Source organism: Parabacteroides sp. CH2-D42-20, assembly GCF_003670185.1.
GTDB classification, from domain to species: domain Bacteria; phylum Bacteroidota; class Bacteroidia; order Bacteroidales; family Tannerellaceae; genus Parabacteroides; species Parabacteroides distasonis.
Genome location: NZ_RAYG01000009.1, coordinates 52464 through 63632, shown reverse-complemented (window position 1 = coordinate 63632; position 11169 = coordinate 52464). Strand labels below are relative to the sequence as shown.

Genomic DNA, 11169 nt, shown 5'->3' with positions numbered 1-11169 from the left:
TCGTATTCTCCCCGCTGTTTTTACTTTGTTATATCGCCGTAAAACGGGAGGATGGAGGCCCGGCGATCTTTAAGCAAAAGCGTATCGGTCGTTTCGGTCGCCCGTTCAACATCTATAAGTTTCGCAGTATGCGTCTGGATGCGGAGAAGTTCGGTCCGGCCCTTTACAAGGGTGGGGCAGATCCCCGGATGACCCGTGTCGGAAAATTCCTCCGGGTACATCACTTGGACGAGCTGCCCCAGTTATGGAATGTCTTCGTGGGCGACATGTCCTTTATCGGTCCCCGTCCCGAGCGTAAGTTCTACATCGACCAGATCATGGAGCGTGATCCTCGTTACCGTTACCTCTACCAGATCCGTCCGGGGGTGACCTCTTACGCCACGCTCTACAATGGGTATACGGACACGGTCGATAAGATGCTCCGCCGCTTGCGTTACGACCTGTTCTATCTGGAACATCGCTCTTGGCTGTTCGATTTCAAGATATTGGTGAAGACCTTCTTGAATATAGCCTTTGGTAAGAAATTCTAATGCTAGATCTCCCCGTATTCCTCCCTTGCGTCAAAGCAGGGGCAAGCCTTACGGATATAGGGGCTAAGTTGGTAATGTCCTAGGATGCGTGCCTCCGGGTAATCCCTTCGTAATTGCCGTAGCAGATCCATCAAGGTACAGCGCTGGGCGTAGGTCCGGGTATCGGCCGGACGGCCTTGTTCGTCGAGTCCTCCCTCGTAACATATACCGATACTTTTGTCGTTCCATCCGGCTGCGTGCGCCCCGATCTGGTTGACCGGCCGGCAGCGGTGTAATTCCCCGTCCCGTGTGATATAGAAATGATACCCGATATCGGCGAATCCCCGTGCGGTCTTGATCAGTGTTCCCTTCTCCAGCATCCGTTTGAGGGAGGAGTCGAGTGTTTTCTCGGGTATGCCGTTCTTCGCTGCCTCCTCCACGGCCTGCCGACGGCAGAACATCATTGGGAGGGCATTGAATAAAGCCTGTTCAGGAGAGGTCTGGACAGGGATGGCCTCGGAGGTAGGCAGGAAGCCCAGCACGTAGCTCGAATGGCGGTAAAGAGGCTCTATGAGCGTGAGTACGGCTTGGAAATCCTCGTCGGTGACCCGCAGGTCCAGCTTGGGGACGATACCATCCTTGATATTCTCGATGGGTATCTCCGGGGCGGGGGAGAGACCGGGGGAATTGAAAATGGAAAATTGAGAATTGAAAATTTTTTGTTGGGGAGGGAGGAATTTCTCCAAGGCTCTCAACAGGGCTACTATACTCAGGATCCGGCAGGTATTGATGGCGATACGGGCCACGGCGCTTCGCATGGAACCTCCATAGGCGTAACCGGCGTGGGAGAATAACTGGGCGAACCGTTGGTTGAACAGCTCTTTCTGTTTCTCGGATAGCCTTAGCTGGATCGTTTGGACCGATCCGTTGATCAGGTCCAGTACCTGTTTCCATTGTGTTCCCCATGTGGCGAAGCGTAGGCCGTAATCCTCGCCTTCCGAATCGAATTGGTCCATCCACTCATCGATGGGTGGCATGAAATAGAATAACTGGCGAGAGAACAGGCCGTTCTCCGCCGAGGGGATCAGCGGCTTTACTTGCGCCGGGGTTCCACTTAGCAATACGCTGAGATAAGACTCATCGCATTCCCGGTACTCATGATTGGTACGCCGGTTGAAGGCCAGTCGCTCATGGTCGTGGCATTTACGCAAGGTATCGCTCCAATGGCCGTGATCCGCTCCGATGGCGGTACTCACGGTATCAGCCTCGGTCTCGCAGATCAGCCCCACGCCGTCGGCCTCTATGAGGTTCTCTAAGATACCGGTACCCGAGTTATCGCCGGCTATGAGGAACATCTTGAGGGGCGGTTGTTCCGGCTCGGGCGTCTCGGAGCGTTTCTTGCCGAGTGAGTCCCATCGGTTCTTTTCCTCCCGATAATTCTTTAGGCTGTCTTTGTAGCGGGCCATCATCTCCTCGTGAATAGGTTCAGCTAGGCGCCTGACCCATGTCAAGGCTCCTTTTCCGGAGGCGGGAGGCGCTACGATGAAGGTTTGTAGGCATGGGTACATGTATTTTTGTCCGTATAACACCCGTACCCGCTTGTTCAAGGTGCCCCCGAGTACGGTGAATACTCCCAGCAGGAGTATGTCACGCTGGGCGATGGAGTTCCCGCAATCGATCATCTGCTTGATGAACGGGGGCCACGGATAATCCGGGAAAGCGGGTGGCAAGTCCTCACGTGCGTACGTATGTGCGTGTGTGGGTGTGAGAGGGGCTTGAAGGTTTGAAGGATTCTTGTTCTCCCTCAGGTATTGGCGGAAGGTGTCGGCCAGTTGCTTGTCCGTTTTTACGCCGGCAATCTCGGCCCAGTGGAAGACGGAGCCTAATCCGTTGCGCCCGTTGCCCGCTTTGAGGGCGTGGTCGTATAGCTTGTCCGCTTCTTCGTAGAGGTATTTCTCGGACAGGCGGCAGATGCGATGAAAGAACGTCCTTCCCGCTTCCCCGCAATCGTTGGCGGTGGCGAAGGCGATCGGCATATACTCTTGGTAAGTGGGAGCGATGTTCGCCCCTTGGTGTTCGATGGCGGCGACAAGCCGCTCTAAATCTGATAATGGATTCATTTGATTTATAAGTTATAATTTATGATTTAAACTGTCAACTGTCATTTGTCAACTATCAACTCTCCCGCAGCTTAGCGGAGGGATCATGGCAGAGGAAACACGCCCGTGAGAGATCGGCGTTTGAGGCATCCGCATTCAATCCGTATTTCCATTTCAGGTATTCCCATGCCGATAGCCGTGCCTTATCAAAAGATTCCTCTATGGAAGCCTTGGGTGAGAGCCGGTAGGGGACGAGCAGTTTCACGCCTGTGGTGCTTGGGCTGACGAAAGCTAGGTCCGGTCTCAGTTTATTATCGGCGAACAAGGTGTCTCGCCAGTGGAGGGTTTCCTCCGGCGAGGGGAGATGGTCGATATCGATGACAAACTCTCCGGAAAGGAATAACAGGCGGTCTTCCTTGCGATAGGAGAAGACCCCGGCCGGTGTGACGTATGGCAGTAAGTTTTGCTTCAGTTTGCGGAACCGTTTCTCGTCGCTCAAAGCGTCCTGTACGCTGAGCGTTCGTTCTTTCAGCCACTCGTTGGAGGTGATATAGGTATGCAACTGTTTGACACTGGTCACGCCACTCGGCACTTGATTGGAGATGGGGGCGTTGAAAAAGGACATGATACATTCTTTCATTAACTCGTTTGATTTAAAGTTTAGGCTGGTAAAGGAAAGGTAAAAGAGTGAGAAAAAACGGTCCGGTAAGTTATTTGCACCTATCGGTAAGTTATTTGCGCATAAAAGTAATTCGGTGACAGGAAAAAGAAGAAGATATGAGTGAAGAGAAAGCGAGCCCGTGTGTGCTGCACATCCATGGCGAGAACATACAGGTGCTGCCCAACGCCATGTTTGCCATTCAATATATTTGCTTGGACCCGGGAGAAAAGCCGGAGGTCGTTTCGGAAAAAGACGTGAGGCCGGATCCGGAGCCGTGTGATTTATTAGCCTCCTATATCCAAGACGAGGAGGTACGTCACGACTTCGTAAAGCGAATCGCCCAATGCCCGGATGTGGCCACCCTCTGCCAAACGGTGCTGACCGACCTTTTCAACGAGGTCTTTTGCGACTGCGTGGAACCGGCCAAACTGATCAAGAGCAAGGAATTCATCAACGCCATCATCCCCCTGCTCCCCTTCAAGCAAGGCAAGAGCTTGCGCAATATCCGGCGGGCGATCGTGAAGTATGTGCTGGGGGAGGGGTAGGTGTTTTGGTTTATGAATGATTGCATAATTGGATATTTATTTGTTTCTTTGTCAATATTCTATTTTCTTATGAAGTCGAGACAAGAGATCCTAGCGTTATTAAGAGACTTCAAGGTTCGTCAAGGCAAAAAGTACGGAATCTTGAGGATGGGTATCTTTGGCTCTGTGGCTCGTGATCAACAGACGGAAAGCAGTGATGTGGACATTTATTACGAGGGTGAGGCGCAAGGGCTTTTCTCTCTCTCCCATTTGAAAAATGAATTGGAAGAACTGTTGGGAAGCCCGGTGGATATCATCCGTCTTAGAGACCGGATGAATCAGTTGCTTCGTAAACGAATCGAGAGGGAGGGAATCTATGTTTGATACGGAGTTGGCCTTGGATACCTTGTCGCAGATAAAGGATACTCTTTCAATGATAATGGCAAGAACTTCGCATATTCATAAGGTTGATGATTTTTATATGAATGAGTCTGGTATGATTCTATTGGATAGTGTTTGTATGAAACTTGTCGCTGTAGGTGAGGCAATCAAAAATCTAGACAAAATAACGAATAAGGAATTACTTCTTAAATATCCGGCTGTAAACTGGAAGGATATTAAAGGGATGAGAGATATCATTGTCCATCATTATTTTGATATTGACGCAAGCGTGATACTTTATAGTCTTCAAAAGGAGGTTCCGGATTTGTACTCCACTATTTGTGTTATGCTGAGGGATTTGTCTCGGTGACTTATCACGATAAATATAGTTTAAACTCATGTTTGCGTATATCTATATACGCAGGATTTGATCTCCGATAAGATCACATTGACCACGGGCTAGTGTTGAAATCAGAATTAACTTTTAACGCAAATCGGTCATTAGAACATTCAAAATGTGTGATCAAGCCTATAATACTTTGAAAAACAGAATATTTATGACTACATTTTACTAATGACCACCATTAGAAAACACAATCTATAAAAAGCTAATTTACAATATTTTACTAAACCGATCACGGAAAAAATCATTCTCAAATGACCGATTTGGGTTTAAAGAGGGTATGCCCTGAATTGGATGCTAACTGGAGGTCGAGAAAGTGGATGTATCTTTCTTTTCTAATAACTATATTCCTCGGCCGCAAAAGGAAGTAAAGGTTACCTGATAGGGCAAAATATGAAATCAAACAGATTTATATTACCATGAACGTGGCTTGTTGATAGGTAAGAGTACGTTATAGTGGTAGTTTACTATAAATCGTTTACATGGAAGGAGTGACCATGTTACTTGACCAATCATTTTTATCAAACAATATGGAAGATAGAGTTAAGATTATCGACTTGCCCAAAATCTTGGACAAGCGAGGCAACCTGTCTATTATTGAGGAATTGAGACATATTCCTTTCAAAATAGCACGGACGTATTGGATCTATGACGTTCCCGGTGGTGAGCGAAGGGGCGGTCATGCCTATAAGGAGAACGAAGAGTTCATCGTAGCCCTTTCGGGTAGTTTTGATGTGGTGATAGACAATGGTAAGGTGCGTACCACTTATGCCTTGAATCGCTCTTATTATGGTTTGTATGTCCCCAAGGGGCTTTGGCGTGAGATGAATAATTTCTCTACCAATTCCTTGGCTTTGGTATTGGCATCCACGCCCTATGATGCGGAGGACTACATTTATGATTATCAAGAATTCCTAAGGATAATGAATCCATGATATCCTTGCTGCAATCTCTTCGTTTCATATTTGCTATCATGATTTTCCTTCATCATTATCCCGTGGATGGAACTGGATGGTTTAAGGCTGGTGGTTCTTGTGGAGTCTCGTTCTTCATGGCAATTGGAGATGGTTGTTTGTTTCTTGCTCATCCTTTTCTCCAATTATGTGGTGTATCATTATTATGAGATTCCTGTTTCGAAATCTTTAAAACGAAAAATAGTATGTGTAAAGTAACGGTTTATGATTGCTCGATCGTGGAGCTTCCTAAGATTGAGAACCGGGCGGGGAATATCACACTGATCCATGGGAATGTGAATGTGCCGTTTGATATCAAGCGAGTATTCTATTCGTATGATATACTGGGAGGTGAGGCACGAGGTGGTCATGCTCATAAGGTATGTCTTGAGTTTCTGATTGCTGCAAGTGGCAGCTTTGAGGTGATGTTGGATGATGGGGTAAACAAGCGTAGCGTTTTGTTGAATCGTCCTTTTTATGGCTTGCATATTCCTCCCGGCATTTGGGCTGCGGAACAGGGTTTCTCTTCTGGCTCCATTTGTTTGGTCTTGGCCTCAGATCTTTATGAAAAGGAGGACTACATTCGTGATTCTGATGATTTTCTTCAATATGTTAAAACGTTAAATAATATAAAACAGGGAGGGATAAAATGCATTAATTTATATTGCCTTCCTGTCAGAAAGGAGGCGGCCTGATGAGAGAGAGCAAAGTTTATGATTGTACTGTCATAGAGTTGGACAAGCATCATAGCGACCGCAAGGGAAACATTACGGTAGTGGAGAATAAGGAGGACATTCCATTTGAAGTGCGTCGTACTTATTATCTGTATGATGTGCCTGGAGGCGAGAGCCGTGGGGGACATGCACACAGGGAGCTGAGCCAATTAATTATTGCGGCAAGCGGTAGTTTTACAGTGACGCTGGATGATGGCAAGGTTAAACGTACCTTCGTCTTGAATCGACCTTATCAAGGTTTGTATATCGTGCCTGGAATTTGGCGCACGCTCGATGATTTCTCAACAGGAGCTGTCTGCCTTGTACTGGCTTCTCATGGTTATGATGAAGCGGATTACATACGTGATTATGATGAATTTATAAAATATAAGAAATGAATATTTGCGTTGCGGGAAAAAATAATATCGCAGTTGAGATATGCCAATATCTAACACAGTATTACCCGATGTATCCTATAAAAATCATCCCTAATCGGAATGATAAGGGTATTGACGGTTTTCAAAGATCATTCTTGAAATATGCACAGGAGAATGGAATAGAGATAACGACTCTAGAAAAAGTCTATATTGATAGTGATTTATTGTTCTTGTCTTTGGAGTTTGATCGGATTATTAACCCTTCTTTGTTTGTCAGCAGAAGGTTGTTTAATATACATTTTTCTATGTTACCCGCATACAAAGGTATGTATACTAGTGCATTTCCAATCCTTAATGGAGAGAAACAGACTGGAGTTACGTTGCACTATATCGACTCGGGTATTGATACGGGCGATATTATCGCTCAATCAGTCATTGAGATAAATCCGACAGATACAGCGAAAGATCTTTACCTTAAATATATTGAGCAAGGTACACTGTTAGTAAAGAACCATCTTCAGTATTTAATTGAGGATAGTGTTAAGGCGTATAGACAGCCTAAAGAGGAGTCCGCTTATTATTCTAAATCAAGTATAGACTATTCAAATTTGTGCCTTAACTTTCATTCAACAGCCTATCAATTGTCTTTGCAAGTTAGGGCATTTCATTTTAGGGATTATCAACTGCCTAAGATGCTAGGTATACCAATTATAAAAGCCGTAATTTTAGATACAAAGAGCGAGGCTAAACCTGGTACTGTTCTTTTTGAGAACCGAGATAAAATAACGGTTGCTACCATTGACTATGACATAGATCTTTATAAAGATTGCATGGGGTTGGTATTGGATTGTTGCGAACAGAATCGTTTAGATGAACTGAAAGAAATTCCCTTTATTACTTATTATGTTTGTGAGAAGGAACTTGTACATGGATGGACACCACTAATGGTTGCAGCTTATAATAATTCGATTGATGTATTCTGTTATCTGATGGAGAATGGGGCACAGATTAATGTCCAAAACAATAATGGAACAACTGTCTTTATGTATGCGAAAGACGCTGCTCTAAGGAATAAGGATTATTCAATCATAGATTTGTGTCTTCATTTTAAAGCGGATCCTTATATTCGGGATTATTCATCAAAAGATCTATTTGACTATTTACAGGACCAATCCGTGGATTTAGCTGATTATATCAAAAAAAATATATCATGATCAAGTTTTTAGAGTTAAAGAAAATAACCGACAGATACTCGTCTGAGATTCATGAGGCTGTGAGTCGAGTGATTGATTCAGGTTGGTATCTTCAGGGAAAGGAGAATGAGAAGTTCGAGGCGGATTATTCTACTTATATCGGGACAAGGTACACGGTAGGTTGCGCAAATGGTTTGGATGCCTTGATCTGGATATTCCGTGCTTATGTAGAGATGGGGATGATGAAGCCGGGTGACGAGGTGATCGTGCCGGCTAATACCTACATCGCTTCTATTCTTGCCATCTCAGAAAATGGTTTGATACCAGTGTTAGTGGAACCTAGCCTTGAAACCTATCAGATTGATGACAGCCGCATCGAGGCTGCCATTACGGAAAAGACCAAGGCGATCTTGATTGTGCATCTTTATGGACAATGTGCCTATACGGATAAGATCGGAAAGTTGTGCGAGAAGTATAGTCTCAAGTTGGTGGAGGACAATGCGCAGGCACATGGTTGCATGTTTAAGGGACGGAAGACCGGCTCATTGGGAGACGCTGCAGGTCATAGCTTTTACCCGGGTAAGAACCTGGGAGCCTTGGGTGACGGAGGTGCGGTGACGACGGATGACGAGGAGCTTGCTAAGATCGTGCGTGCTGTGGCCAACTATGGATCACAGCGTAAGTATGTATTTAAATACAGGGGGCGTAATAGCCGATTGGATGAGATACAGGCCGCTATCTTGGATGTGAAGCTGAGACATTTGGATGAGGATGGTGCTATCCGAAAACAGATTGCCAAGTATTACATCGAGCATATCAAGAATCCACGGATCGTTACACCTATTGTGAAGGATTGGGATGCGCATGTATTCCATATCTTTACCATCCGTTCGGAGCGCAGGGATGAGCTACAGAAATACTTTTTGGAAAATGGTGTTCAGACTATCATTCACTATCCGATTCCACCTCATAAGCAGGAGTGCTATAAGGAATGGAATGATCTTTCTTTTCCCATCACGGAGCAGATCCATAGGGAGGAGTTGAGCTTACCGATGAGTCCTGCGCTGACGGATGAGGAGGCGGAGAAGGTGGTTGAGTTGCTGAACGCATGGGAGTATTGATCCGAAGATTGCTTTCCCTGTGTAAGCGTTTCACTTCGGCGGATATTGTGAAGGTTTTCTCCTTTACGGCCATGTCCACTTTAGTGAAGATGCTAACCGGGTTGATCAGTGTTAAGGTAGTCGCCTCCATCATTGGCCCCACTGGGGTGGCGCTGGTTGGACAACTTAATAATTTCGCCTCAATCGTGATGTCCCTTTCCAGTGGAGGTATCAACAGTGGCATCACTAAATATATATCTGAATACAAGGAGGATGAGGATAAGGTAAGAGACTGTTTATCTGCCGCATTGCGGATTACGGTGGTCTGTTCATTATCGGTAGGGCTACTGATGATCTTCTTTCACTCTTATCTGAGTGAGTATGTCATGCTCTCACCGGAGTATGGATCTGTGTTTGTCATATTTGGGTTCACGGTGTTGCTCTATGCCTTGAACATGATGCTCACTTCCATTATCAACGGCTTTAAGGAGTTCAAGCGTTATGTAAGGATCAATATCGCTAACAGCCTTGTTGGATTGGTGTTTACACTAGGCTTTGTCTGTACGTTGGGTTTACCTGGAGCATTGATCAGTGCTGTCACTTACCAAAGCGTGATGCTCTTTATCACCCTTTGGATGGTACGGAAATTACCTTGGGTGAATTTTAATTATTTCAAGAACAAGCTGGATGGTGTCCTTGCCCGGAAATATTTCCGTTATACATTGATGACCTTGACTACCGCAGCTACGGTTCCCGCATCTCAGATGTTGCTTCGTGGCTACGTGATCTCGGAGATTTCTCCGGTGGAGGCTGGTTGGTGGGAGGGAATGAATCGTATTTCTGGTATGTATTTGATGGTGATCACCTCTTCTTTCTCTGTCTATTATCTTCCTCGCCTCTCTGAGCTGACCGATAGGTTGGAGTTGCGTCGTGAGATATTCAAGGCCTATAAGGTGATCGTTCCAATGTTGTTGGCTGGTTTTACACTGGTCTACTTGCTGCGCTACGTGGTTATCCGTATCCTGTTCACCCCGGAATTTCTTCCTATGGAGAATCTCTTTGCTTGGCAAATGGCGGGTGATTTCTTTAAGATCTGTAGCTGGCTTTTGGCCTTTTTGATGGTCGCAAAATCAATGACCAAGACATTTATCAGTACGGAGATCTTTTTTTCTATGGGATTTGTTCTTCTAGGTTTTTTGTTTATGCGATGGAATGGAGTTGTTGGACTTACGCAAGCTTATTTTGTGAATTATATATTGTATATGGGAAGTATGGTCATTTTGTTTAGAAAATTGATATATGGAAAATAAACCGTTAGTTTCGATAGTAGTAATTACCTATAACTCTTCGGAGTATGTGTTAGAAACCTTGGAGAGCGCTAAAGCACAAACTTATACAAACATTGAGTTGATAGTTAGTGATGATTGTTCCACGGATGAAACGGTCTCGATTTGTAAAAAATGGTTTGAAGCAAACAAGGATCGATTTGTTAATACTATAATGGTAGAAGCCGAAATTAATAGTGGTGTTCCTGCTAATGCGAACAGAGGCTTAGCGGAGTGTAAAGGTGAATGGATCAAATTTATCGCCGGAGATGATATTCTTGTTTCTACAGGAATAGAGGAATTTGTTAAGAAGTACGAAGGTGGTGGAGATTTGGTGGTTTGTGACTTACAGAGGTTTCATGTGGATAAAGAAACGGGGGGGAAAATATATGGAGGCATCTATCCTAATGAAAAGCGGCGGAAAATGTTACACTTTGATTTGGTTACTCAGCAAAAAAGCATTCTCACTTCTTTCTTTATAGTTACCCCTGCGTTATTGATTCGTCATCGTTTGTTCGATGAGATAGGTGGATACGATGAGGAATATCGCTATATGGAGGATTATCCTTTTGCCTATAAGTGCCTTTATAATAACCATAAGTTTGATTATTTACCAATAAAAATGGTTTATTACCGAGTAGGACATGGTAGTATAACTTCAAATGTAGGAGTGTTTTACAACGAAAGATTCTATCAGTGCAGGAAGGCTTTTTTGCAAAAGGAGATTTATGGACAAATTCCTTTTTGGAATATTCTATATTGGGAAAATGAATGGGTGGATAGAGTGCGTCATTATATCTTGTATAGTATTTGCCGAAATAAAAAAAATAAATATACTTCTATGATAAGCAAAATAATTACGGCGTTATCAATAAAAGCATGGTACGATAGAGAGGATTGAATTTATTGTTTAACTATCTCGTTTTAGTGA

Annotated in this window: 13 protein-coding genes; 11 read left to right on the top strand and 2 right to left on the bottom strand. The window is 44.7% G+C overall.

The features are described from left to right. Positions 1-530 (top strand): sugar transferase (locus D7V92_RS07200; protein ID WP_147441518.1); only part of this gene is annotated, 530 nt, incomplete at its 5' end. Between the two features lie 2 nt (positions 531-532). Here D7V92_RS07200 and D7V92_RS07195 read toward each other — a convergent pair. Both D7V92_RS07195 and D7V92_RS07190 read right to left on the bottom strand, forming a co-directional pair. After that, positions 533-2629 carry a DUF3987 domain-containing protein gene (locus tag D7V92_RS07195; RefSeq protein WP_121772592.1) on the bottom strand — a complete coding sequence of 699 codons (2097 nt, stop codon included), beginning with the start codon at positions 2627-2629 and terminating at the stop codon, positions 533-535. Between the two features lie 55 nt (positions 2630-2684). After that, on the bottom strand, positions 2685-3248 hold the full coding sequence (locus D7V92_RS07190) for a BT4734/BF3469 family protein (RefSeq protein WP_005855750.1): 564 nt from the start codon (positions 3246-3248) through the stop codon (positions 2685-2687). 137 nt (positions 3249-3385) lie between these two features. Here D7V92_RS07190 and D7V92_RS07185 point away from each other — a divergent pair, with 137 nt between their 5' ends. The 10 genes from D7V92_RS07185 to D7V92_RS07140 all read left to right on the top strand — a co-directional run bounded on the left by D7V92_RS07185 (position 3386) and on the right by D7V92_RS07140 (position 11139). Continuing rightward, entirely contained in the window at positions 3386-3814 is a 429-nt protein-coding gene (locus D7V92_RS07185; protein ID WP_005855752.1) for a hypothetical protein, read from the top strand. Between the two features lie 69 nt (positions 3815-3883). Next, on the top strand, positions 3884-4177 hold the full coding sequence (locus D7V92_RS07180) for a nucleotidyltransferase family protein (protein ID WP_121772591.1): 294 nt from the start codon (positions 3884-3886) through the stop codon (positions 4175-4177). Beyond that, the gene (locus tag D7V92_RS07175; RefSeq protein WP_005855755.1) at positions 4170-4544 is read left to right on the top strand and encodes a DUF86 domain-containing protein; all 375 of its coding nucleotides are present in this window, start codon (positions 4170-4172) and stop codon (positions 4542-4544) included. Before D7V92_RS07180 ends, D7V92_RS07175 begins: the two co-directional genes overlap by 8 nt. A 563-nt stretch (positions 4545-5107) precedes the next feature. Beyond that, the gene (locus tag D7V92_RS07170; RefSeq protein ID WP_121772590.1) at positions 5108-5512 is read left to right on the top strand and encodes an FdtA/QdtA family cupin domain-containing protein; all 405 of its coding nucleotides are present in this window, start codon (positions 5108-5110) and stop codon (positions 5510-5512) included. 224 nt (positions 5513-5736) lie between these two features. After that, positions 5737-6225 (top strand): FdtA/QdtA family cupin domain-containing protein, encoded by a 489-nt coding sequence (locus D7V92_RS07165; protein WP_121772589.1) that lies wholly within the window; start codon positions 5737-5739, stop codon positions 6223-6225. After that, entirely contained in the window at positions 6225-6641 is a 417-nt protein-coding gene (locus D7V92_RS07160; RefSeq protein WP_121772588.1) for an FdtA/QdtA family cupin domain-containing protein, read from the top strand. The genes D7V92_RS07165 and D7V92_RS07160 overlap by 1 nt, the downstream gene beginning before the upstream one ends. Continuing rightward, a complete protein-coding gene (locus D7V92_RS07155) occupies positions 6638-7834 on the top strand; it encodes a formyltransferase family protein (protein WP_121772587.1) in 1197 nt (398 codons plus the stop codon). Before D7V92_RS07160 ends, D7V92_RS07155 begins: the two co-directional genes overlap by 4 nt. Further along, positions 7831-8934 (top strand): DegT/DnrJ/EryC1/StrS aminotransferase family protein, encoded by a 1104-nt coding sequence (locus D7V92_RS07150; protein ID WP_121772586.1) that lies wholly within the window; start codon positions 7831-7833, stop codon positions 8932-8934. Before D7V92_RS07155 ends, D7V92_RS07150 begins: the two co-directional genes overlap by 4 nt. After that, positions 8922-10223 (top strand): O-antigen translocase, encoded by a 1302-nt coding sequence (locus D7V92_RS07145; protein WP_121772585.1) that lies wholly within the window; start codon positions 8922-8924, stop codon positions 10221-10223. Before D7V92_RS07150 ends, D7V92_RS07145 begins: the two co-directional genes overlap by 13 nt. Next, positions 10213-11139: a glycosyltransferase gene (locus D7V92_RS07140; protein ID WP_121772584.1), complete on the top strand. Its 927-nt coding sequence runs from the start codon at positions 10213-10215 to the stop codon at positions 11137-11139. Before D7V92_RS07145 ends, D7V92_RS07140 begins: the two co-directional genes overlap by 11 nt. Positions 11140-11169 lie beyond the last annotated feature (30 nt).

What these genes read in the sequence shown, in the direction of transcription:
- D7V92_RS07175 (WP_005855755.1), top strand. Translation starts at nt 4,170, where the DNA reads ATGTTTGATACGGAGTTGGCCTTGGATACCTTGTCGCAGATAAAGGAT.
- D7V92_RS07165 (WP_121772589.1), top strand. Translation starts at nt 5,737, where the DNA reads ATGTGTAAAGTAACGGTTTATGATTGCTCGATCGTGGAGCTTCCTAAG.
- D7V92_RS07195 (WP_121772592.1), bottom strand. Translation starts at nt 2,629, where the DNA reads ATGAATCCATTATCAGATTTAGAGCGGCTTGTCGCCGCCATCGAACAC.
- D7V92_RS07185 (WP_005855752.1), top strand. Translation starts at nt 3,386, where the DNA reads ATGAGTGAAGAGAAAGCGAGCCCGTGTGTGCTGCACATCCATGGCGAG.
- D7V92_RS07160 (WP_121772588.1), top strand. Translation starts at nt 6,225, where the DNA reads ATGAGAGAGAGCAAAGTTTATGATTGTACTGTCATAGAGTTGGACAAG.
- D7V92_RS07180 (WP_121772591.1), top strand. Translation starts at nt 3,884, where the DNA reads ATGAAGTCGAGACAAGAGATCCTAGCGTTATTAAGAGACTTCAAGGTT.
- D7V92_RS07145 (WP_121772585.1), top strand. Translation starts at nt 8,922, where the DNA reads ATGGGAGTATTGATCCGAAGATTGCTTTCCCTGTGTAAGCGTTTCACT.
- D7V92_RS07155 (WP_121772587.1), top strand. Translation starts at nt 6,638, where the DNA reads ATGAATATTTGCGTTGCGGGAAAAAATAATATCGCAGTTGAGATATGC.
- D7V92_RS07150 (WP_121772586.1), top strand. Translation starts at nt 7,831, where the DNA reads ATGATCAAGTTTTTAGAGTTAAAGAAAATAACCGACAGATACTCGTCT.
- D7V92_RS07140 (WP_121772584.1), top strand. Translation starts at nt 10,213, where the DNA reads ATGGAAAATAAACCGTTAGTTTCGATAGTAGTAATTACCTATAACTCT.
- D7V92_RS07190 (WP_005855750.1), bottom strand. Translation starts at nt 3,248, where the DNA reads ATGAAAGAATGTATCATGTCCTTTTTCAACGCCCCCATCTCCAATCAA.
- D7V92_RS07170 (WP_121772590.1), top strand. Translation starts at nt 5,108, where the DNA reads ATGGAAGATAGAGTTAAGATTATCGACTTGCCCAAAATCTTGGACAAG.